This window comes from Pelomicrobium sp., assembly GCF_036803785.1.
Lineage (GTDB): Bacteria > Pseudomonadota > Gammaproteobacteria > Burkholderiales > UBA6910 > Pelomicrobium.
The window spans coordinates 1-22,315 of sequence record NZ_DAIRTR010000040.1 but is presented as its reverse complement, the minus strand read 5'-3'; the positions used below and the strand labels follow the sequence as shown (position 1 = coordinate 22,315).

At 65.3% G+C, this 22,315-nt stretch carries 22 protein-coding genes; 11 read left to right on the top strand and 11 right to left on the bottom strand.

All coding sequences use genetic code 11. The annotated features are described in order from the left end of the window. The 6 genes from glgP to V7Q81_RS06740 form a co-directional block, all read right to left on the bottom strand. On the bottom strand, window positions 1-1,510 hold a 1,510-nt coding region (glgP, locus tag V7Q81_RS06765; RefSeq protein WP_333841230.1), incomplete at its 3' end, for an alpha-glucan family phosphorylase. Between the two features lie 39 nt (window positions 1,511-1,549). Next, on the bottom strand, window positions 1,550-2,383 hold the full coding sequence (locus V7Q81_RS06760) for a formate/nitrite transporter family protein (RefSeq protein ID WP_333841227.1): 834 nt from the start codon (window positions 2,381-2,383) through the stop codon (window positions 1,550-1,552). Between the two features lie 312 nt (window positions 2,384-2,695). Then, entirely contained in the window at window positions 2,696-3,598 is a 903-nt protein-coding gene (locus V7Q81_RS06755; RefSeq protein WP_333841224.1) for a helix-turn-helix domain-containing protein, read from the bottom strand. Between the two features lie 59 nt (window positions 3,599-3,657). After that, window positions 3,658-4,035 carry a response regulator gene (locus V7Q81_RS06750; protein ID WP_333841222.1) on the bottom strand — a complete coding sequence of 126 codons (378 nt, stop codon included), beginning with the start codon at window positions 4,033-4,035 and terminating at the stop codon, window positions 3,658-3,660. Window positions 4,036-4,199: 164 nt separating this feature from the next. Further along, window positions 4,200-4,844, bottom strand: coding sequence for a response regulator transcription factor (locus V7Q81_RS06745; protein WP_333841220.1), 645 nt, complete (start codon window positions 4,842-4,844; stop codon window positions 4,200-4,202). Then, window positions 4,841-6,922: a PAS domain S-box protein gene (locus V7Q81_RS06740; RefSeq protein WP_333841218.1), complete on the bottom strand. Its 2,082-nt coding sequence runs from the start codon at window positions 6,920-6,922 to the stop codon at window positions 4,841-4,843. The genes V7Q81_RS06745 and V7Q81_RS06740 overlap by 4 nt, the downstream gene beginning before the upstream one ends. Before the next feature lie 202 nt (window positions 6,923-7,124). Here V7Q81_RS06740 and V7Q81_RS06735 point away from each other — a divergent pair, with 202 nt between their 5' ends. Together V7Q81_RS06735 and V7Q81_RS06730 are read left to right on the top strand one after the other, a co-directional pair. Continuing rightward, window positions 7,125-7,622 carry a CBS domain-containing protein gene (locus V7Q81_RS06735; RefSeq protein ID WP_333841216.1) on the top strand — a complete coding sequence of 166 codons (498 nt, stop codon included), beginning with the start codon at window positions 7,125-7,127 and terminating at the stop codon, window positions 7,620-7,622. Then, entirely contained in the window at window positions 7,619-8,272 is a 654-nt protein-coding gene (locus V7Q81_RS06730) for a phosphoribosyltransferase (RefSeq protein ID WP_333841214.1), read from the top strand. Before V7Q81_RS06735 ends, V7Q81_RS06730 begins: the two co-directional genes overlap by 4 nt. A gap of 189 nt (window positions 8,273-8,461) precedes the next feature. Here V7Q81_RS06730 and V7Q81_RS06725 read toward each other — a convergent pair whose 3' ends face one another. Continuing rightward, window positions 8,462-9,148 (bottom strand): dienelactone hydrolase family protein, encoded by a 687-nt coding sequence (locus V7Q81_RS06725; protein ID WP_333841212.1) that lies wholly within the window; start codon window positions 9,146-9,148, stop codon window positions 8,462-8,464. 26 nt (window positions 9,149-9,174) lie between these two features. Beyond that, entirely contained in the window at window positions 9,175-9,567 is a 393-nt protein-coding gene (locus tag V7Q81_RS06720) for a TraR/DksA family transcriptional regulator (RefSeq protein ID WP_333841210.1), read from the bottom strand. Between the two features lie 302 nt (window positions 9,568-9,869). Here V7Q81_RS06720 and V7Q81_RS06715 point away from each other — a divergent pair, with 302 nt between their 5' ends. The 4 genes from V7Q81_RS06715 (at window position 9,870) to V7Q81_RS06700 (ending at window position 15,061) form a co-directional block, all read left to right on the top strand. Continuing rightward, window positions 9,870-10,286, top strand: coding sequence for an archease (locus V7Q81_RS06715; RefSeq protein WP_333841208.1), 417 nt, complete (start codon window positions 9,870-9,872; stop codon window positions 10,284-10,286). A 336-nt stretch (window positions 10,287-10,622) separates the two neighbouring features. Continuing rightward, window positions 10,623-11,450, top strand: a complete 828-nt coding sequence (locus V7Q81_RS06710) for a bifunctional DNA primase/polymerase (RefSeq protein WP_333841205.1) — start codon at window positions 10,623-10,625, stop codon at window positions 11,448-11,450. Window positions 11,451-11,873: 423 nt separating this feature from the next. Continuing rightward, on the top strand, window positions 11,874-12,359 hold the full coding sequence (locus tag V7Q81_RS06705) for an adenosine-specific kinase (RefSeq protein WP_333841202.1): 486 nt from the start codon (window positions 11,874-11,876) through the stop codon (window positions 12,357-12,359). Window positions 12,360-12,367: 8 nt separating this feature from the next. Next, window positions 12,368-15,061 (top strand): cation-translocating P-type ATPase, encoded by a 2,694-nt coding sequence (locus tag V7Q81_RS06700; RefSeq protein WP_333841200.1) that lies wholly within the window; start codon window positions 12,368-12,370, stop codon window positions 15,059-15,061. Window positions 15,062-15,457: 396 nt separating this feature from the next. On the opposite strand, the gene V7Q81_RS06695 is transcribed toward V7Q81_RS06700, so the two are convergent. Next, window positions 15,458-15,889 carry a universal stress protein gene (locus V7Q81_RS06695; RefSeq protein WP_333841198.1) on the bottom strand — a complete coding sequence of 144 codons (432 nt, stop codon included), beginning with the start codon at window positions 15,887-15,889 and terminating at the stop codon, window positions 15,458-15,460. A 243-nt stretch (window positions 15,890-16,132) separates the two neighbouring features. Between V7Q81_RS06695 and V7Q81_RS06690 the strand changes: the two genes are divergently transcribed. The 3 genes from V7Q81_RS06690 (at window position 16,133) to V7Q81_RS06680 (ending at window position 18,927) form a co-directional block, all read left to right on the top strand. Next, window positions 16,133-16,333, top strand: a complete 201-nt coding sequence (locus V7Q81_RS06690) for a dodecin family protein (protein ID WP_333841196.1) — start codon at window positions 16,133-16,135, stop codon at window positions 16,331-16,333. A 33-nt stretch (window positions 16,334-16,366) separates the two neighbouring features. Next, window positions 16,367-18,208, top strand: a complete 1,842-nt coding sequence (locus V7Q81_RS06685) for an AMP-dependent synthetase/ligase (protein ID WP_333841193.1) — start codon at window positions 16,367-16,369, stop codon at window positions 18,206-18,208. Between the two features lie 212 nt (window positions 18,209-18,420). Continuing rightward, window positions 18,421-18,927 carry an Hsp20/alpha crystallin family protein gene (locus V7Q81_RS06680; protein ID WP_333841191.1) on the top strand — a complete coding sequence of 169 codons (507 nt, stop codon included), beginning with the start codon at window positions 18,421-18,423 and terminating at the stop codon, window positions 18,925-18,927. A 145-nt stretch (window positions 18,928-19,072) separates the two neighbouring features. Here the strand turns inward: V7Q81_RS06680 and V7Q81_RS06675 are convergent, their stop codons facing one another. Together V7Q81_RS06675 and V7Q81_RS06670 are read right to left on the bottom strand one after the other, a co-directional pair. Beyond that, window positions 19,073-20,890: an adenosylcobalamin-dependent ribonucleoside-diphosphate reductase gene (locus V7Q81_RS06675; RefSeq protein WP_333841189.1), complete on the bottom strand. Its 1,818-nt coding sequence runs from the start codon at window positions 20,888-20,890 to the stop codon at window positions 19,073-19,075. 9 nt (window positions 20,891-20,899) lie between these two features. Beyond that, window positions 20,900-21,349: a CBS domain-containing protein gene (locus tag V7Q81_RS06670; protein ID WP_333841186.1), complete on the bottom strand. Its 450-nt coding sequence runs from the start codon at window positions 21,347-21,349 to the stop codon at window positions 20,900-20,902. Window positions 21,350-21,621: 272 nt separating this feature from the next. On the opposite strand from V7Q81_RS06670, the gene V7Q81_RS06665 reads away from it, so the two are divergent. After that, window positions 21,622-21,798, top strand: a complete 177-nt coding sequence (locus V7Q81_RS06665) for a hypothetical protein (RefSeq protein ID WP_333841183.1) — start codon at window positions 21,622-21,624, stop codon at window positions 21,796-21,798. Window positions 21,799-21,939: 141 nt separating this feature from the next. Next, window positions 21,940-22,315, top strand: a 376-nt coding sequence (locus tag V7Q81_RS06660; protein ID WP_333841181.1) for a Lon-like protease helical domain-containing protein, incomplete at its 3' end; no start/stop codon positions are given.

Below are 22,315 nucleotides of genomic sequence, written 5' to 3'. Positions count from 1 at the left end.
CTTGCCCCCCGTCCCCAATCGACCATCCCGTCACCCCCTCGATACAGCCCTCTACCCACCATCCGTCCAGGATGGAGAGCTGGGGCACGCCGTTGAACGCAGCTTTCATGCCGCTCGTGCCCGAGGCTTCCAGTGGGGGAAGCGGGGTGTTGAGCCATACATCGCAGCCGCAGACCATGGCGAGGGCGGTGTCCATATCGTAGTTGGGGAGATAGGCGATGGGGAGAGCCCCGGCGAGCTGCCGCATATGGGCATGGAGCAGCTCGATCAAGCCCTTGCCCGGCTCGTCGCGAGGATGGGCCTTGCCCGCGAGTACGAGCTGGAAGGGCTGCTTCCGGGCGATCGCCTTCAGACGCTCCACGTCGGTGAACAGGAGATCTGGCCGCTTGTACGCCGTCATGCGTCGCGCATAGCCGAGGATGGGCTGCTCGGGGAGAAAGGCGATCCCACTGGATGCCTTGACTTTCTCGATGAGCCGGCCTTTGGCCTGGCGATGGGCCTCCCATAGTTGCGCGTCCGGGATCCGATCGGCGCGCGAGAGCAGCTCCGGCTCGTGGCACCAGCCGGGCAGATGGGTATCGTAGAGCCGGCGGATGCTTTCGCACGTCCAGGTGTAAGGATGCACTCCATTGGTCACCGCGTGCACCCGGTAGCCCGGATACATCCTGCGGGACACTTCGGCGTGGCGTTTGGCGACACCGTTCACGTACTCGGAAAGGCTCAGGGCAAGGCGCGTCATGTTGAGCACGTCTTTCCCCGCCAGGGATTTGAGCGTTTCCAGATCGATGAAGTCTCCCAGGACACGCCGCACCAGGTCATAGGAGAAGCGGTCATGGCCCGCCTCCACGGGGGTGTGGGTGGTGAAGTTGCAAAGCTCCCGTACCCGCGGGATGTCGAAGGGCGGCTCGCCGGGCCTCACGTCCTCCGGTGGATAGGCGTGGCGGCGCAGGAGCTCCAGGGCAAGAAGGGCGGAATGACCTTCGTTCATGTGATATTGCCGCACGGTGAAGCCAAGGGCCTGGAGCAGGCGCACGCCGCCGATGCCGAGGACGATTTCCTGCTTCAACCGGTAGGTTTCGTCTCCACCGTAGAGAAAGTGGGTAATTTCCCGATCCTCCGGCCGGTTCTCGTCCAAGGCGGTATCCAGGAGGATGACGGGCACTCGACCGCCCATGTGGCCTTGCACCACGTAGAGCCAGCCCCGGATCCAGACCTCGCGTCCTTCGATGCCCACCGCCACCTTCGCGTTGAGGGGGCTTGTCCAACGCTCTGGCTCCCAGGGATCGGGTCGCTCCACCTGTCGTCCGGTGGCGTCGATCTCCTGTCGGAAATAGCCGGCGCGGCTCACCAGAGTGACGCCCACCAGGGGCAGCCCCAAGTCGGCGCTCGTGCGCATGGTGTCGCCTGCCAGCACTCCCAAGCCGCCGCTGTAGGTAGGGATTTCGTTGCGCAGGGCCATCTCCATGGAGAAGTAGGCGATGCGCGGCTCTCGAACAAAATCGTCCAGCATTGGAGTGTTCGTCTTTCGCGCAGGATGAAGGCGCGGCCGTCAGTTTCCCGGAGCGGAAGTACTGTGCGGCCGTCGATAGATAAGATAGTACACGAGAGCCACCATCAGGCTGCCGCCGGCCACATTGCCCAGGGTGACGGGCACCAGGTTGCCCACAATGCCGCTCCAGCCGATTGGGGCGCCTTCTGTGCCGATGTATGTTCCCTGGAGCATCCATCCCAAGGCGAGGAAATACATGTTGGCGACCGAGTGCTCGAAGCCGGCCGCGACGAAGGCGGAGATGGGAAAGACGATGGCGAGCACTTTGTCGGTCACCGATCGGCCCGCCATCGCCAGCCACACGGCGAGGCATACCAGCACGTTGCACAGAACGCCCTTGAAAAAGGCTTCGACGAAGGGAAGACTCGCCTTCGCCGCGGCGAGCTTGACCGCCTGCCGGCCGATAGCGCCGCCGGCCATCTCGGGATGTTGCGCCAGATAGACCACCACCGCCAGGCCGACAGCGCCGACGGCGTTGGTCACGTAGACGATGGTCCAGTTGCGCAGCATTTCCCCCGTGGTGATCCTGCGGTCGGCCCAGGCCATGACCAGGAGGTTGTTGCCGGTGAAAAGCTCTGCCCCTGCCACCACCACCAAGATCAGCCCCATGGAGAAAGCGACCCCGCCCAGCACTCGCGACGCGGCGAAGGGCAGGGAAGCATCGGAGGCGACCAGGGTGAAATAGAGCGCGCCGAGCCCGATGAAGCCGCCGGCCAGCACTCCCAGCATGGCCATGGCGGGGAGGGGCAGCCGCGCCTTGGCCACACCCACCGTTTCCACTTTGTCGGCGATTTCCTGAGGCGAGTACGCGTCGAATCCGTAAAGCTGTGCCATGGGCGTATTGTCCGGGTGAGTGTCTCAGCGCACGCTCAATGCGCCACGGATCGCCTGCCGGGATGCAGGGCTGAGGGCGGTCTAGGCGTTGCCCGCTGCTCGACGCGCTGGCGTGACCGGGATTCGGGTGCCCGCAGGCGGGGCCTCCTCGCTCGCACTGCGAGCGCTCTTGCCGCTCAGGCCCTCGGCGTGCCCCTCAAGGTGACGGTGCGGAGCCCCGAGCGGCGCCTGCTTTCGTCCCGGGGCCCGATCCCCCGGTCCCGGAAAGACGGCCTCGCGGGCGATCATCTGACGCTCACCGACCCTCCCCCGTCAGCAGACCAGAGAAAGCGGTGCCGAGCCCAGCGCGGGCAGGGGCGGTGCTTTGGCGCCGCTACGCAAAGGGCCTCGAGAGGGTTTGGCGGCCTTGCGTGCCGCCAGATACAGCCGCGGTAGGCGCTCTGGCGACTGCCTTTCCCGGCTCAAGACCCGTCTCAGTCCCTCCACGTCGAGGATGCGCACCTGCTTCAGGTTGACCGCCACCAGGCCGGCTTCATGCATCTTGGAAAACGTGCGGCTCACGGTCTCCAGCGTAAGACCGAGGTAGCTGCCCAGCTCCTCCCGGGTCATGCGCAGGTGAAATTCTTCCGCAGAATATCCGAGCGAAGCGTAGCGGCAGGCCAGATTCAGGAGAAAGGCCGCCACTCGTCCCTCCGCATCAAACGAGCCTAGCAGCATCATGGTAGCCTGCTCCCGCACAATCTCCTCCGCCATGACCTTGTGGAAGCGCCTTTGCATAAGGGGCGAGTCGAGAAGCGCCTGCTCGAGTGCCGGAAATGGAACGGCACAGACTTCTCCGTCCTCCAGTGCCGTGGCGGTGCTGATGTGGACTTGCGGTCCGATGCCGGTGAGCCCGAGCGTCTCCCCGGCCATGTAGAAGCCCCCGACTTGCTCTCGCCCGTCGGCGTACAACAGGGTGGTTTTGAAAAAACCGCTGCGGATCGTGTAGAGGGCGCCGAACGGATCTCCAGAGCGAAACAGGGATTCTCCCCGGCGTACCCGGCGGCGTACATGGACGATCGGGTGAAGCCCTTGGAAAGCTTCGGCCGGCGCGGCCGCCCATAGGCAGGTGCGCCGCACCGGACATCCTGCGCAATCGGCGTACGCCCGGTCTTTGGGACCGGCGCCCAGGCCATGACTTTCGTCCAGCCAGTCAAACGCGTCCGTCTTGTTCACACCCATCTCCTTCTCCTTTGCACTTTTTCGGGACCGCCGGGCATTCTCCGGCCGAACGTTCATGCCGAGGGCAAGTCTTTTTCCGTGAGGCTCTCCAGGATGCCTTTCACCCGGTCGAAATCGATCGTCTTGTCCAGAAAATAATCGGCGCCGGCTTCCATGCACTTGCGGAAGAACTCGTCGGTAGGATAGTTCGTGAGCACAATGGTCTTGACCCGCAATCCCCCGCGAGCGATCGCGCGCAGGACATCGATCCCGCTGCCGTCCGCCAGCATGAGATCCACGATCACCGCATCGGGACAGGTGTGCGCAATGCCCTCGATTGCCTCCGGCACGCTGGAGGCTTCCCCCGCCAGTTCCACGGTGGCGATCTCTTCCAGCAGGGTGACGAGCCGCTCCCGTACTAGCGCCGAATCCTCCACGACGAACACCTTCACCACGCTTGTTCCCAGAACACGCTTTGTGAATCCATTATGCGGATTCACGCAGCTACGGGATATCGGAGGATGCTTAAAGTGCGTGTAGGAATGGAAGAAACCTCCTAGGAGGATTCCTACAAAAGGAACCCCCGTGGCCGCAGCTCCGGAGGCGGAGGGGAGGTCTATCCTTCCGGATCGCGGATGAGACCATGCTTCACCGCGTAGCGCACCAGCTCTGCGGTGCTCGTCATGTTCATCTTTTGCAGGATGCGACTCTTGTGGGTGCTCACCGTCTTGACGCTGAGGCACAGGCGCTCGGCGATATCCGTGACGCCGAGGCCGGACACCAGCATCTCGAAAACGGTGAGCTCCCGGTCGGAGAGCTGAGTATGGGGCAGGCTGCAGGCCGCAGGCATGAGATTCATCGCCATGCGCTCTGCCATCACTCCGCTCAGGTAGACCCCGCCTGCGGCCACCTTGCGGATCGCTGCCACGAGCTGCGCTGTGTCGGTGTCCTTGGTGAGATAGCCGGACGCGCCGGAGCGTAGAGCTCGTATGGCGTATTGCTCCTCCTGGTGCATGCTGAGCACCAGGATCGGCAGTCTGGGTTTCTCGGCCTTGAGCTGCTTGATGAGCTCGATGCCGCTTCGGCCGGGCATGGACATGTCCAGCACCAGCACGTCCCAGTCCTGCTCGCGGACCTTGCGTAGCACGTCAAAGCCGTCCGCCGCCTCGCCGGCCACGACCAGGTCTCCAGTCTCGGCCAGGATCTGCTTGAGGCCGTCGCGCACGATCGTGTGGTCGTCGGCGAGGAGCACCCGGATCATGGGACACCTCCCGCCGCAACACTGGCGAGCGGAACGCTCACCTCCACAGTCGTACCTTTTCCGGGACTCGAACGCACCACGACCTTTCCTCCCAGCGCCTGTACGCGCTCGCGCATGCCCAGAAGACCGAAAGAGCCGCTCTTGCGTTCTTCGCCCGGCGCCATGCCCCTGCCGTTGTCCTGCACCTTGAGCACCAGGGCGCCGTCGGGAGCGGCAAGGCAGACGTCCACCCGGGAGGCGCGGGAATGACGCGCTACGTTGGTCAAGGATTCCTGCAGGGCGCGAAACATGGCGGTGGCTAGGCGATCGTCCAGCGTCAGATCGTGCTCGTCCAGGTCGAGGTCCAACTCCGCCTTGATCCCGGTGCGGCGGGAGAAGTCCTGCACCAGCCATTCGGCCGCCGCCACCAGCCCCAGCTCGCTCAGCACCAGGGGTCGAAGCTCCGCGGAAATCTGCCGCGTGGCGCGCACCGTGGCGTCGATGGTCGCCTTCATACCGTTCAGCTTTTCCAGCAGCGCCGGTTGGCTGGAGGAGAGCCGCGAGGCGAGCCAGGAGACATCCATGCGCAGCGCCGTCAATTGCTGGCCGAGCTCGTCGTGCAATTCCCGGGAAATGCGCGCCCGCTCATCCTCCCGCACGGATTCAAGCGCCGCGGTGAGCTCCCGCAGCCGGTCGTGGGATTCGCGCAGATCCTCTTCCGCTTGGCGGCGTAGAGTGATGTCCCGCAGGACCACGGTATAGAGTTTTTTGCCACCCACCACTACCTGTGAGATCGACGCATCGATGGGAAATTCCTCGCCGTCGGCTCGAAGCCCGTAGAGCACGGTGAGATCGCCCATTTTTCTTGAGGTCGCGCCGGTCGTGCCAAACTGCTCCACGTGGTGCCGGTGGGCGGCGCGAAAGCGTTCGGGGATGAAGCGCTCCAGCGGCGATCCGATCGCCTCCGCCGCGGGACAGCGGAACACCCTCTCCGCCGCGGGGTTGAACAGGACGATGCGCTGGTTTTCATCGGCGGTGATGATCGCGTCCATGGCCGACTGGACAATGCCGCTCAGGCGTGCCTCGCTGTCCCGCAGGGCCCGGCCCATGGCCGCTTCTCGGGATAGCTCGCGCGCGAGGACAATACCGGCTGCGGCGAGCAGTAGCGTCACCACCGCGGCGCCAAAGGCGATCAAAACCGCGTCGCGCCGCCATTGGGCGAGGAGAGCCTCTTCGCTGCGGGACACTGCGATCACGAGGGGAAAGGGGCCGACCTCGCGCACGCCGGTGAGGGTGGCGTTAGCTCCGGTAGTGCGCAGGACGCGAGCTCCTTCGATGTCGTGGTCTGGATGTGCCAGAGCTTGGAACGCGGGGGAGTCAGCGAAGGAGCGGCCGATCAACGACTCCTCGCGCGGGTAGCGCACCAGCAGGGTGCCGTCGCGCAGGAACAAGCTGATCGAGCTATTGCGGCCCAGGTCCAGGGCCCGATAGAGCGCTTCGAAATGCGCAGGGTTGAGCGCTGCCGAGAACACCCCCTGAAATTCGCCGCCGGGACCGTCGATGCGGCGGCTCAGCTGGATCGTCCATTCGCCGGTGAGGCGGCTGCGGGCGGGTTTGTCGATGTACAGGCCGTAGCCCGGGTTTTCCATGTGCACCTTGAAGTAGTCTCGGTCGCCAGCGTAGAGCTTGGGGGCGGGATGGACATGTGAATGCAAGGACAGGCGCCCCTGGGGGTCGAAGATGCAAAGCGCCCGGACGTAAGGCACGCCGCTGATGCGCGCCTGCATCAGGGCGCGCACGGTCGTCTGTTCCATGAGCTGGGGGCGGGCTTGCCCCTCCCGCACGCGCTCGATCGCTCCTTTGAGGATAAAGTCCACGCTCTGCAACGTGCGCGCGGTCTGCTCTGCCAGAAGGCGGCTCACGTTGGCCACTTCGCGTTGGGCGTCGGCGATTTGGCGGCTGCGCAGCTCTCCCAGGATGAGCGCGGTGCCTGTGGCGATGACAATCGCCAGCGCGGATACCGACGCCAGGACCGCGCGGGTCGTCGGGATGGACAAGCGCCGGCCGCGGGGGCCGGGAAGATCAGGGATGGCGCTCATGCTCGAACCGCAAGGATTCTATCACCCGTCCTTTCGCTTTGCCGGCGTGGCAACATCGGTGCGAATCGGGTCGAGGTCCATGGGGCCGAACGTCCTTTGATATAGGTCAATGTCCCGTCCGGGAGGGGGGGTATCGTTGATCGAAGTCCGGTACGCCGGTCCCGGCAGCCGGCCGCAGGGGCCAACAAGGAAAGGAGCGACCATGAAAGTCGGAGATATCTGTACGCGCGAAATCGTGGCGACAGACCACAGCGCCACCCTGGAACAAGCCGCCGCGCTGATGCGCGAATACCACGTAGGAGCTTTGCTCGTCACCCAGGACACGCCGAACGGATCCATGGCTGCGGGCGTGGTCACCGACCGGGACTTGGTGGTCCTGGCCATGGCCCGTGGGATTGCCCCTCAGCAGGCGATGGTCGGCCAGCTGGTGAGCGGCCGGCTGGTAACCGTGCCCGCGGAGGCGAGTGTCGAAGACGCGATCGACGTCATGCAGAGCGCCGGCGTGCGCCGCGTCCTGGTGACGGCTGCCGACGGGCGGCTCGAGGGTATCATCTCCCTCGACGATCTGCTGGAGGCGCTCGCCGACCAAGTGGCCGGGCTTGCCCGGACGGTTCGGGGCGGCATCGCGCGGGAGGCGGCAACGCGTGGCTTGCCGTCCTTTGAGGAAAGGCCCGTGCGGGTGCCTGTGGAGGCGGGATGATTTTCGAAAACCGCATCGACGCGGCGCGCCGACTGGCGGCCGCGCTGGCCCAGTACCGCGGCGCCCGCCCCTTGGTGCTGGCGATCCCCCGCGGCGCCATCGAGATGGGACGGGTGCTGGCCGATGCGCTGGATGGCGAGCTGGACGTGGTGCTGGTGACGAAGCTGCGAGCGCCGTTCAGTCCCGAGTTCGCGGTGGGGGCGGTCGACGAATCCGGCTGGACCTATGTGGCCGACTACGCGGCCCGGGTCGGGGCAGACCCGGCCTATCTCGAAGCGGAGAGGCGACGCCAACTCGAGATTCTGCAGGCACGCCGGCACAAGTACACGCCCGCGCGCCAGCCGATCGACCCGGCGGGAAGAACCGTCATCGTGGTGGACGACGGACTCGCCACCGGCGCCACCATGATCGCGGCCCTGCACGCGGTGCGGGCGAAGAAGCCGGCCTGGCTCGTCTGCGCCGTACCGGTGGCGGCGCGGGATAGCCTCGACAAAGTGGGCCGCTACGCGGACGAGGTCGTGTGCCTCCACGCACCGGAAGACTTCGGCGCCGTGAGCGCGTTCTATCTCGACTTCCCTCAGGTAGACGATGACACGGTGGCCGCGCTGCTTGCAGGACGAAAGCCCGCCCGGGTGGTAGTGGAAAAGTGATCCGATGTACTTACCGGTGGGTGTTGCGCGCTGCGGGGTGTTTGAGCCTCGCGGCGATCGGGGCCGTCACGCCAGCCTGAAGCCAGGCTCTGGGGCGCAGAAGCGCCGCAACGACGAGGGATCGTCCTCGGGCGGGCTCTTCGCGGGCGAGCTCAGCGTCTGGATCGTTCCGGGCGGTGCGCCTGGCAATCAGTCCGAGGAAGGCTGGGAAAGCGGCGCCGCACCGAAGTGGCCCGCGAACCAGGCGCTCGCCTGGCGCGCGACCTCCTCCAGGGCACCGGGTTCTTCGAACAGATGGGTGGCGCCTGGGATGATGGAAAGCCGCCTTTCGCAGGTCATCACTTCATAGGCGGCTTGGTTGAGCTCGATCACCCCTGCGTCCCGGCCGCCGACCAGCAAGAGGGTGGGAGCGCGCACCCGGCGCAGCGTCTCCCGACCGGCCAGGTCCGGCCGGCCGCCCCGGGAGACCACGGCGGCGATTGCTTCCCCGAGCTCCGCGGCCGCCCGCAGCGCCGCTGCCGCACCCGTGCTCGCGCCGAAATAGCCCATCGGTAACGAGCCATAACCCGCCTGCTGGCGCAGCCATCGGGTGGCGACCATCAAGCGTCGGGTGAGGAGGAGGATGTCGAAGCGGGTCTCGTCATTCCGATCCTCTTCCGTCGTCAGCAGATCCATGAGCAAGGTGCCGATCCCTGCCTCCCGCAAGACCCGCGCCACGTAATTGTTGCGTGGGGAATGCCGGCTGGAGCCGCTGCCGTGGGCGAACAGCACCATTCCCTGGGGGGCTTTCGGCGCCTCCAGCATACCCTCGATCACGGCCGGGCCGTCCGGGATATGCACGAGCTTATGGACAGGAAAAGGGGGTATGGGGTGCATGGCGGCAGGGTGCACCGCGATTGGGTTTACAGGGAGGACTCCCCGGGATGGGCATAGGTTCTTTCGTGCAGGCGTTGGCACTCGAAGCAGCGCACCGCAGTCGGGCAGACCTGGAGCCGTTCGAATTCTATCTCCCGGCCGCAATCGACGCATCGACCGAAGGTTCCGTCCGCAAGGCGCGCCCGAGCGGCCTCTAGGTCGCGCAGCTCCTGTAGGTCGCGGGAGAGCTCCGCCTGGTCGAGGTCGGAGAGCAGGTCGGCGACCGCCTGATCGGCCGTGTCCGGCACCGAGCCCGCCAGTGCGCCGTAGACTTCCTCGCGAGCCCGGCCCGCATCCTGGAGCAATTCCCTCAAGAGCGCTTCGCGACGCTGCATGATGGCGCGCGCCAACCGATCCAACTGCTTCTTGCTCAAGGCCATGGACGACCTCGCAGGTTCCGATGCACGCAGCCACAAAGGTACCGCAGCCCATCGGACGGGTGTTGATCTAGATCAATGAAGGCAGCGTTGCAGCCGTGAACGAGGCACGGTGCGGATTCCACGCGACACGGCGTCGGCCCTCCAGCACGTAGGCATGGTGGAGGGCGCAACGCCCCAAAGCAGCTCTCGCCCGGGGTACCACGCTGGTTGGGCTCCGGGCACGCAAGGCTCGCGCTCACCGCTGGCCGGCGTGGTAAATTGGCTGTGCACTATGGCCCGAAAGAGGGTTGGTAAGGAGTGAGATGGAAGCGCAAAGCTACGACTATTTCGAGCACGACGCCGACATCGGCGTGATCGGGCGAGGGCGGAGCGTGACCGAGGCGTTCGCATCGGCGGCACAAGCGATGTTCGCCATCATGACCGATCTCACCCAAGTCGGTCACACCCTCACCGTGCAGGTAGAGTTCGAAGAATCGGACGTGGAGCTCGCCCTGGTGACCTGGCTCAACCGGCTGCTCGCGGCAGCGCGGGAGCATGGCGCCGTCTTCAGCCGCTTCTGCCTGGAGCGGCGAGGGGATCGCTGGGTGGGGGAGGCTATCGGCGAGGTTTGGACCCCCCGCATGGAGCGGGGCGTGGAGGTGAAGGGTGCGACCCTCACCATGCTTTCCGTTAGGGAACGGGACGGGCAATGGGAAGCGCGTTGCGTGGTGGACGTCTAGGCGTTCCGCCATGGACACGGACCCACTGGGCAAGGAGCACCCGGTGCCTAGAAAGCGCTGCTCGGATCCGGGAAACGCCGCTAGGCCTCTTCGGCACCCGCAACCTCCTCGCCCACAGGAACGACCGGGAGTCCGAGCAGATCAGAAAGGTGGCACGGCTATCCAGGCCGTTGGGTGTGCCCATGCCCGACGTCTACGGGCACGTTGCTCCGGGGACGGGAGCGCCCGGACAGGCGGACTTGGCCCGCCCTGTCACGTTTCTGCACGCGAAGGCGTGCATGGCAGGGTAGCCCTTGAGCATCCGTTTCGCTTGCGCCGATGAGCCGGGGGAAGCCCGTGTCCGAATCGCGGCCTTCGCCCCTGGCGGCGGCCCGCGGGTATCTTGCCCGCGGCTGGTCGGTGGTCCCGGTGGAGCCGCGGGGCAAGCGGCCTGTGGTGCCGTGGGCCGAGTTCCAGCGCCGCCTTCCGACGCCAGAGGAACTGGAGGCTTGGTTCCATCGCTGCGGCGATGCTAACCTGGCGATCGTCACCGGGGCGATGTCCCAGGTCGTGGTGCTGGATGTGGATCCCCGCCATGGGGGGGAGGCGAGCCTCGCCGCCCTTATAGCCGAGCATGGCGCGCTGCCTGTTACCGTCGAGGCGATAACCGGAGGCGGGGGGCGACACTACTATTTTTCCCATCCTGGTGGCGTGGTGCCGAACCGGGTCGCCATCGCCTCGGGTCTAGACCTGCGCGGGGACGGCGGTATGGTGGTGGCGCCGCCGTCGCGACATCCGAGCGGGCGGCGCTACGCCTGGGTGCCGGGACGTTCCCCCGACGAGGTGCCGCTGGCGCCCGTGCCCCCGTGGCTTTTGCGCCTCGTACTTCCCGCGAGGCCGCGGGCGGGGCATCCGATCACCCATTGGCGTACCCTCGTGCAGGAGGGCGTGGCGCAAGGGCAACGCAACAACACCATCGCCTCCCTGGCCGGGCACCTGTTGTGGCACGGCGTCGATCCGCAGGTGGTGCTCGAGCTTTTACTCGCCTGGAACCGCGTGCGATGCCGTCCCCCCCTGGCAGACGACGAAGTGGTCCGCGTGGTCGAGAGCATCCTGCGTCTGCACGAGCGGGAGAGGGGGGCTCCGTTTGATCCAGGTCAAATCGGGCTGCAGCGGCCCAGGTAATCTGACGGGTCGAAAGCCCACGGCTAGACGGAGAGAGCAGGCATCATGCAAGTTCCCTTGCAGATCACTTTCCGAGACGTACCTGCCTCTGACGCGGTGAAAGCCGAGACCCGAGCCAAGGCGGCAAAATCTCGAGAAATTTTATCCCCAGCCCACCCGTTGCCCCGTGGTCGTTGAGGAGGAGCGGCGCCACAAACCCTAGGACCGTCACTTCAACGTGCGCATCGACCTGCGCTTCCCTGTCGGGGAATGCTCGGTTCATCGTCAGGGCGCGGAGGACTTGTACGTTGCCCATGCGCGACGCCTTCGACACGGCGGAGCGCAGACTGGAAGACTAAACTTCGGCAGATAGCACGTCACCGGGCACGGCTCGTCCCGTGCCGAGGAAGTAGTCCAGGCGCGTTCTTCAGGAGGGATCTCGAGATGGAACTCGTCACCGTGAAGATCGATAAACCGGAAGCGGTCAATTTCATTCTGGGGCAGACCCACTTCATCAAGTCGGTGGAGGACATCCACGAGGCCCTGGTCGCGGCGGTTCCCGGCATCGCGTTCGGCCTGGCCTTTTGCGAAGCCTCCGGCAAATGCCTGGTCCGCTGGTCGGGCACCGATTCCGCAATGGTGGAGCTCGCTCGGAAGAACGCCATGACCATTGCTGCCGGCCACTGCTTCATCGTTTTCCTGGGCGAAGGCTTCTACCCGCTCAACGTCCTGAACACGCTCAAGGCGGTGCCGGAAGTGTGCCGTATCTTCTGCGCCACGGCCAATCCGACCGAGGTTATTCTGGCCGAGACCGAGCAGGGGCGCGCCGTCCTGGGCGTGGTGGACGGCTTCCGTGCCAGGGGCATCGAGGGCGAAGAGGACATCCAGTGGCGCAAGGATCTGCTGCGCAGAATCGGCTATAAGCTTTGAGAGGGAAGGTGGACGCAGCGACGTCCACGTCCGCCCTCTGCCGCCTGTGCGCGACCGAGGCGCTCGCCAGCCTCAATAGCTCCGAGCGCGGGCTGAGTTCCGCCGAGGCCGCACGACGGCAGGCCGAGTTCGGCCCGAACGAGATCGAGCAGGCACCACGAACGCCCTGGTCGTGGCGCGCCCTGCGCCACGTAACCCATTTCCTCGCGCTGGTGCTCTGGTTCGCGGCGGCGCTCGCTTTTCTCGCCGAGCACTGGGACCCGGGCCGGGGAATGGCCATGATCGGGTTTGCGGTCATCGGCGTGATCGTGGTAAACGGAGTGTTTTCTTTCTGGCAGGAGTTTCGCGCCGAAAGGACCCTGGCCGCGTTGCAGCGCTTGCTACCGCACCAGGTCCGGGTGATGCGCGACGGTCGCGTGCGCTCGCTCCCGGTGCGCGACCTGGTGCCGGGCGATCTCATCTACTTGGCCGCCGGAGACGACGTGCCTGCCGACTGCCGGCTGTTGGAGGCCTACGGCGTGCGGGTCAATGCGGCGACCCTCACCGGCGAGTCGCTGCCCCAGGCGCGCAGCGCCGAACCCTGCAGCGTCGAAAACGTGCTCGCGGCGCACAATGTCGTGCTCGCGGGCACGACCCTCGTCGCCGGAGAGGCGAAGGCGGTGGTGTTCGCCACCGGGATGCGCACCGAGTTCGGGCGCATCGCCCATCTCACCCAGGCCACACCCAAAGCCGAATCGCCACTACAGCGGGAGATCGCCCGGCTCTCCCGCTGGATCGCGCTGCTCGCGCTCGTCTTGGGCGTGCTGTTCTTCTTCATCGGTGATACGGTGGGACTTCCGTTCTGGGACAAGTTTTTGTTCGCCATCGGCATCGCTGTGGCCAACGTGCCGGAGGGACTGTTGCCTACCGTGACTCTGGCGCTCGCCATGGGAGCGCAGCGCATGGCGCGGCGCAACGCCCTGATTCGCCATCTTCCCTCGGTGGAAACCCTGGGGTCGACCACGGTGATCTGTACCGACAAAACCGGCACCCTTACTCTGAATCGGCTGCGCGTTCGTACCTTGTATTACGCGGACACCCTGGCGGATGCGCAAGCCCGGCTGGGTGAGGCGGGAAGGCCTCTGCTCGAAGCGGCGGCTCATTGCCACAGCTTGGGGACGGGACCGGCCTCGGAGCGAGGGGATCCGCTGGAGGTGGCGCTCGTGGATTTCGCGCGTCACCACGGCGTCGTCGAGCGGGGCGAGCGGGTGCACGAAGTGCCGTTCGATTCCGAGCGGCGCTTCATGTCCACCCTCTATCGCTACGGGGAGGGCTTGCTTCTCTATAGCAAAGGTGCCTTGGAGACACTGCTGCCCCGTTGCACAAGCGTGTGGCGTGCTGACGGACCCGAGCCCTTGGACCAAGGCTATCGCGCTGTCCTTCTCGACGTGCAGGAACGGCTGGCGCGAGAGGGATTGCGGGTCATCGCCCTTGCCTTCCGCCCGGTGGAGCGCGAGTGGACCCAAGAGGCGCTGGAGCGCGAGCTGGTGCTGGCCGGGCTTGCGGCGCTGGAAGATCCGCCGCGCCCGGAGGTTCCCGGCGCCATCGCCCAATGCCGCAGCGCCGGCGTCAAGGTGATCATGGTGACTGGAGATCATCCCCGGACGGCGCTCGCCCTGGCCCGGACGATTGGCCTCGCAAGCGATGGCGAGCCGCGTCTGTTGACGGGGGACGCGCTCGAGCGTCTCTCCGACACCCAGCTTCAGCTCGCTCTCGATGCCCCCGAGATCTTGTTCGCTCGAATCGGCGCCGAGCAGAAGCGCCGGATCGTGGCCGCGCTCAAACGCAAGGGGGAGGTGGTGGCAGTCACCGGAGACGGGGTCAACGACGCCCCGGCGCTGCGGGAGGCACACATCGGAATCGCCATGGGGGTCGCCGGCACCGACGTGGCCAAGGAGTCGGCGGATATGGTGTTGTTGGACGACAATTTCGCTTCCATCGTCGCTGCCATCGAAGAGGGCCGTGCCGTATTCGACAACATCCGCAAGTTCCTGACTTACATTCTCACTTCAAACATTCCGGAGATCGTTCCCTACATCGCCTTCGCCTTGTTCCCCATTCCGCTGCCCCTCACCGTGGCGCAGATCCTGGCCGTCGATCTGGGGACCGACATGCTCCCGGCGCTGGCCCTAGGGGCGGAGCCGCCGGCACCGGAAGTGCTACGCCGACCACCGCGGCGCACCGACCAGCGCCTGGTGGACGCACCGCTGGTCGCCCGCGCCTACCTGTTTCTCGGATTGTTCGAAGCGGCGGCCGCCCTCGGAGCGTTTTTCTTCGTGTTGAGCCAAGGCGGCTGGACCTATGGTGCGCTCCTTGCCTCCTCGGACCCGTTGTATCGGGCGGCCACCGGCGCTTGCCTCACTGCTATCGTCTTGATGCAGGTGGTCAACGTCTGGTTGTGCCGCTCGGAGTTGGACTCGGTAATGGCGCGTGGGGTCGGTTCCAATCGCCTCATCCTGGCGGGGATCGGGTTCGAGCTCGCCCTCGTGCTCGCGATCCTGTACACCCCTTGGGGTAATACGCTCTTCGGGACGGCACCGATTCCGGCGCAGGCGTGGCTCTTCGTGCTTCCCTTCGCCCTGGTCATGCTGCTGGCGGAAGAGGCGCGCAAGGCTATCGTGCGCGCCCGGGCCCGCCGCAGTGGTGAGGCGCTGCACGCCTGAAGCCCTATCGTCGGGACGCTTTCAAGTGCCGCCTCCGCTAGGCTCTGCGCTTGCTTTTGCCCCGCTTGAGCAGCCGTTCGATCTCCCGCATCGCCCGGGCGATGAACTCGTCGCTGGCGAGGGCCGCTTTTGCGGTCTTCTTGGTGTTTACCAAGCGGCAGGCAACATCGAGAGCGGTCTTCTGCAGAAACAGGAATGCGTCGAGGTGAAGATCCTTGCCCGATAGGAGACAAGATAGCGGATAAGGAAGAGGATGCACGGACCCACCGCCGGGCTACCTTCCCATATCGCACGTCAGAGCTTGTTGGATAGAGGAGAGGCCCGAAGCGAAGCGCAGCCGCTCCCGGAAGGATGGGAGCGCAAACTCGGAGGACTTCGAGCGGTAAGGCGTCGTCTTCACCGCCCCCGTATCAGCATGACGGGGATAGGGCTTCGCCGAGCGACGCCTTCTGCCACACTGCCGAGAAGCAAATGCTCGATGCCGTGCCGCCCATGGGTGCCCATGATGATGAGATCGGCGGGCCATCGGAGCGCTTCTTCCACGATGGCCACCGAGATGCGCCGTCCGCCGGCATCGATCAGTTCGGTCGCAGCCGCCACGCCCGCCGCGCGCGCCCGTTCCTTCGCTCGCACCAACGCTGCCTCTCCCTCCTGCTTGAACGCCTCGGTGAGATCGATGAGCTTGCCGCCGGAGGAAATCACGAAACGCTTGAAGACATGGACGATCCGCACCTCGGCGCCCTGCTCCTTCGCCAGTTGGAGCGCCGTCTCCAGCGCGGCTTGCGATGTGGCGCTTCCGTCGATGGGAACAAAGATGTGTTGAAACATGACCGTTCCTTCCTCGCTTCGCTCCGGACCGTTTTCGCCAGTTTAGGCGTGCCGGGAGGGCACCGGTTTGATGCAAGTCAAACCGGCTACTTCCCGTTCGTGCTGCAATGGGTCTGGGCAGCCGGGAGCACCGTCGAGACGATGCACAGTGGCCGCCCGCACGGAAACCTCCTCCTCGAGAGGAGATGGACGATGGCAAACGGCCATCGATCATTTGCCGCAGACACAGGAAGGGGTAAGACCATGTCCGTCGCGAAAGTCATCGAAATCAGCGCCGAATCCACCCAGAGTTTCGAGGACGCGATCCGCCACGGGATCGAGACCGCCTCCAAGACCGTCCGCAACATTCGCGCCGCCTGGGTCAAGGAGCAGCAGGTGGTGGTGGAAGGCGGAAACATCGCCAGGTACCGGGTGGACCTGAAGATCACCTTCGTCCTGGAGTGAGCCGGTCGCCGGGCAAAACGCTGACCCCGGCCCGTGGATCGAGCCCGCCTTCCTTCTGGAGCGATCGGGTGCGACGAGGCGCGCACCCTTCCCGGGCTGTTCCTGCAGCGGGTGCAACGCACGCCCGAGGGGCTTGCTTATCGACAATTCGATCCGGCAGCGCGGGAATGGCGCAGCCACACGTGGGCCGAGGTGGCAGCGCTCGCTGGGCGCTGGCGGACTGCCTTGGCTGCAGAGGGCCTCGCCCCGGGCGAGCGGGTGGCAATCCTCGCGCCGAACGGCGTGGAATGGGTGTGCTGCGATATGGCGGCCCAATCCCTGGGACTCGTCGTGGTTCCCCTGTACGCGACCGATAGCCTGGAGAACGTCGCGTATCTTCTTGCCGACTCGGAGGCGCGGCTGCTCCTCGTGGCTTCGCGCCAGAGATGGCGGGGGCTTATGCCCTATCGCCAGAAGCTCCCCGCCTTGAAGCGGGTGATCTGTCTGGAACCCTGCAGCGGCGCGGAGGAGGACGCGGCGGCCGTCGATTGCGCCCGGTGGCTCGGATCAGCGCCGGCGCCGTTCGAAACCGATGTAGGCGATCCCCTCGCCCTGGCCACCCTGGTCTATACCTCGGGGACGACCGGCCCCCCCAAGGGGGTGATGCTCTCCCATCGCAACATCCTGTGGAACGCCCAAGCGGTGCTGGAGGCCGTGGCCGCCTATCCCGACGACCTGTTCCTTTCGTTCCTACCCCTCGCCCACATGTTCGAGCGCACGGTGGGCTACTATGTCCCCATGATGGTGGGCGCCGCCGTGGCGTATGCCCGCTCGCTACAGAGCCTGGCGGAGGATCTGGTCTCCGTCCGCCCCACGGTCCTGGTCTCGGTGCCACGGGTTTACGATGCCGCCTATGCCCGGGTGCGGGAGCGGGTCCAACGCACAGGCCTCCTGGCGGCCTGGCTGCTGCGTTTGACCGTGGAATCCGGTTGGCGGCGCTTCGAGGCGCAGCAGCGACGGGCTGCCCCGGCGCCGCCTTGGCAACGGCCACTGTGGCCGCTCCTCCACCGCCTGGTAGCGGCGAAGGTGTTGGCACGGTTCGGCGGGCGCTTGCGCCTGGCGGTGAGCGGGGGCGCGCCCCTGCATCCGGAGGTGGCGCGGTTCTTCATCGGCTTGGGCCTACCCCTGCTCCAGGGCTACGGTCTCACCGAGGCCTCGCCGGTGGTGAGCGGAAACACCCTTGCGCGCAACGTCCCCGAATCCGTGGGCGAACCCCTGCCGGGCGTGGAGGTCCAGCTCGGGGACAGGGACGAGCTCCTGGTGTGCAGTCCCGGCGTGATGCTGGGCTATTGGCGCCATCCCGAGGCGACGCGCCAGGCAATCGACCGGGAGGGCTGGCTCCACACCGGGGATCAGGCCCGCATCGAAGGCGGTCGCATCTATATTCGTGGCCGGATCAAGGAGATCCTGGTGCTATCCAACGGACAGAAGGTGCCGCCCGAGGACCTGGAGATCGCCATCTGCCGCGATCCCCTGTTTGATATGGCCATGGTAGTAGGGGAGGGTCAGCCTTTCATCGGCGTGCTGGCGGTGGTGAACCAGGCGACCTGGCGGGAACTCGCAGCAGCTCTCTCCCTAGACCCAGATGACCCCGCCTCCCTTGCGTCCCGCGACGCCGCCGCCGAAGCGCTCAAGCGGGTGCGACAGGCCCTGCGCGGCTTCCCCAGTTACGCCCGCCCCCATGGGATCTGGCTGACCCTCGAGCCTTGGACCATCGAAAACGGACTGTTGACGCCCACCCTCAAGCTCAAGCGCCCGGAAATGGAAAAGCGCTTCGCCACCCAGATCAAAGCACTCTACGACCAGCACGATCGGGCTCGACCCCGAAGCGGGTGAAACTTGGCACGGGTTTGCGTTAGATCAAAGTCAAGCGCCTTCCCACGCGACATAGTTATCCTGTGCAGCTCGACAAAGCGGATGGTCGTCGTGGAGGGCGGTCGAGCTGCTGCAAAGAGCGACCGGCCGTCTGCCCAGAGCCGCCTGTTTCTTCGGCAGAGGGAGCGACCGGAAAGGCGTTGCGTACATCGTCTCGATCAGGAGGATCCATCATGGCTGAGGAAACAAAAAAGGAAGTGGCTGTTACCAAAGGAAAGGAAGTCGAGAGAGTCACGGCAAGGCCGTTGAGCCCGTTCGAAGACTTCGAGCGCATGTTCGACGAGCTCCTTTCCTACCGCTTCCCACGGCTGTTCAGGTGGGACTGGCCGACCATTCCCGACGTGGCGAGGATCGGCGCGCGGGTGCCGAAGCTCGACATCATCGACCGGGACGCAGAGGTGGTGGTAAGGGCCGAAGTGCCAGGCGTGAACAAGGAAGACATCGAGATCTCACTGACCGGAAACGTGCTCACCATCAAGGGCGAGAGCAAGCGCGAGGAGAAGGAAGAAAAAGGGGACTACTATCGCTGCGAGATCTCCCGCGGCGCATTCTCCCGAACCGTTTCCCTGCCGGCAGAAGTGGATGAATCAAAAGCCAAGGCGTCGCTGAGCGACGGCGTGCTGGAGATCACCTTGCCTAAGACGGAGACGGCAAAGAAGCGTACCATCAAGATCCAGTAGACGGGGCGCGGCTCCGGAGCGATCGGTAAGCAGGCACGGGCCAGGGTCATGCTCGCCCAGGCGTGCCGGGGAGGCGGCGATTTCGACCTGTGGCCCAATGCCTTTATGCATTCGCGCGACGGATTGACGGAAACCCGCGAAGATTCTAGTCCGCTTCCCGCTCGATCACGCAGCAGTGGGGAGCCGTCGCGTTCTCCTCGGTCGCCGTGATCACTGCACCCCGTACGGGGTTGGGTCGATAGGTGGTGCAACCCTTGAGCCCGCGGTCGTAGGCGAGATCGTAGATGCTTCGAAATGTCTCGAACGGGAAATCCTGCGGGATAGTGATCGTCTTGGAAATGGAGTTGTCGACGAACGGCTGCAGGGCCACCTGCATCGCCACATGCGCCTCCGGGGGCACGTCCGAAGCGCGGGCAAAGGCCGGAGGTACACCCTTGGGGTCGCCCGTTAGCCGCCGCCACAGATCCACGGCATAATCGATCAAGTCAAAGGCGATGGAGCTGCCGTCCTCGTTCAGCATGCCACGGCGGAATTCCGCAGCAAATGCTGGCTCCAGGCCGCTCGATACATTGTTGGCGAGCAGGCTGATGGTCCCGGTGGGAGCGATGGCGATCAGATGGCTGTTGCGAATGCCGTGCCGAGCGATTTCGTCGCGGATGTCCGCGGGCAGCGTCCGGATGAACTCGCCTTGCAGGTACTTGTCCCGTTCAAAGAACGGAAAAGCTCCCTTCTCCTTGGCAAGCTCGATGGAGCTGCGGTAGGCGCTATAGCACACGAGGCGCATGATCTCGGCAGCGAGAGCACGCGCCCCGGGTTCGGTATAGCGCAGGTTCAGCATGGTCAGCGTATCGGCCAGCCCGGTGATTCCCAGGCCGATGCGGCGCGTGCCGCGCGCCTGCTCCGCCTGTGGCGCCAGCGGGAACTGGGAGGCGTCTATGACGTTGTCCATGAGACGCACTGCGATCGTGACAGTCTCGCGTATCGCCTCGAGATCGAGACGCGCCGTATTGGTGAAAGGATCGCGCACGAAGGCGGTGAGGTTTACCGATCCCAGATCGCAGGCACCATACGGCGGCAGCGGGACTTCGCCACACGGGTTCGTCGCGCTGATGCGCTCACGGTACCAGAGATTGTTGTAGCGATTGATGCGGTCGATAAAGAGCACGCCTGGTTCCGCGTAGTCATAGGTTGCCCGCAGGATCATGGACCAGAGAACGCGAGCTTTGAGCGTTTTGTGAATGCGGCAGCGGAGCGGCGCGTCGTGCCCGGGCCAGTCACGCAAGATGGTTTCTCCTGGGGGCTCGTCCGTCGCCGTGACGGGAAAGACGAGCGGCCAGTCCTGGTCGAGGCGGATCGCTGAGACGAAGGCATCGGTCACCAGGACCGATAGGTTGAAATGCCGCAACACGCCTGGCTCGCGTTTAGCCGAGATGAATTCTTCGATATCGGGATGATCGCAACGCAGGGTTGCCATCATCGCCCCGCGCCGTGCCCCGGTGGAGAGAAGGGTTGCGCACATCGCGTCCCAGATGTGCATGAAGGAGACCGGCCCGGAGGCGATGGCGCCAACGCTTTTAGCCCGCATGCCCCGCGGGCGCAGGGTGGAAAAATCGTAGCCTACGCCGCCACCTTGCTGCATGGTGAGCGCGCCTTCGTAGAGGGCGCGGAAGATACCCTCCAACGAGTCCTCGATCGTCCCCATGACGAAGCAGTTGAACAGGGTCACGCTGCGCCCGGTGCCGGCCCCGGCCAGGATGCGGCCGCCTGGCAGGAACTTAAAATCTTTCAAGATGCCGAGAAAGCGCTGCGTCCACGCCTCACGGTTGCGCGGCTCCACGGCGCCCAGCGCCCGTGCCACCCGGCGCCAAGTGTCCTCGATCGTGCGCTCCCCGCCGCCCGCCCCGTCCCGATAGCGGTACTTGGTCTCCCAGACATGCCGTGAGGCGGAGGTCGAGAATTCCACTTTGCCACCTCAGCGGCGGCGCTGGGATTCGTTGGCCTGCTCGCGCGCGACCACCTTGACCGCTGCGTCCAGCTCTTCGGCGAAGATTTCCAGGATGTCGTCCAGCGCTACGATGCCCACCAAGGCGCCCGCGGTATTCACCACCGGCACGCGGCGCACGCCGCGGGTGCGCATGATCTGCAAGGTTTCGTACACGTCGTCATCCTCGGCCGCGGTGACCAAGTCGCTGCCCATGATATCGCCGACGGTCAGGACCGCCGGATCTAATCCCAGAGCCAATACGCCGACGACGATGTCCCGATCGGTGACGATACCGACGGGAACGCGTCGTCCCTCGGATTCGTCCACCACCACCAGGTCGCCGACATGGTATTCGCGCATCAGGCGTGCTGCCTCGACCACGGTGGTGTTACGCGTCGCGATCACCACTTCCCGGGTACAGATCTCGCCGACATCCATGTTTTCCTCCGAGGGTGAACAGCCGATGCAGCGGAGGCTCCGTTGCCGCTGATCGGGACCTTTGAGTATTCCGCTGCCTACCTGCAGGCGCTTTGACCCAGATCAAAGGCCCAAACGTCCCCTGCGCCTAGACTTGAAACGGGAATGGGAGGGAAAATTTTTTTTTGGGCCTCTGAGAATTCGAAAGCGTCTCGCGGGCCGGGCCGGCCCACGGGAACAATGGTCGTTTCACCGTTACCCGCGTTACACCCACAAGGTCTAGGAGATCCGCGATGCCCAAGGCGAGAAACCCCTCTTTCCCGCAACCCCTTGAGACCGAGTTGCAGCAGTCGATCACGCGCTCGATCGCGAAACAGGAGCAGCTCAAGCGCATCGTCAAGCAGCACCCGCAGCGCGACATCCCTCGGGTGGAGGGTATCGAACCGGCCGAGGCACCGCCGAAAGAATAGGTGCTAACTTCGGCAGGACGGCCGCTGCTGGCCGCTCCCCGAGGCGTCCGGCATGCAGGTCGATTGATTTTGATCAATTCTCGGGGTGGCGGGGCTCTTACAATGAGGACGAGCGCTGTACTCTCGTGTGCGCCCGTTCCTATGGACAGACCGACACCGCCCGCCGTTATCCAGGCCCTGAGCCCCGAACTGCTATGCGGCTATTGCGACCCGTCGTGTTTCCAATTCGAGACGACCAACGAGCTCGAAGAGCTAACTGAATTCATCGGGCAGGCGCGGGCGGCGGAGGCGGTACGCTTCGGCATCGGCATTCGCAGGGATGGCTATAACCTCTACGTGCTCGGGCCGCCGGGGGCGGGCAAGCGCACGCTGGTGCAGGAATTTCTGACGCGCCAGGCAAAGGGCGAGGGACGGCCCTCCGATTGGTGCTATGTCCACAATTTCGAGCAGCCGCACAAACCCAGGGCCTTGCGCTTGCCGCCCGGGCGGGGCGTGAAGCTGCGCAACGACATGCGGC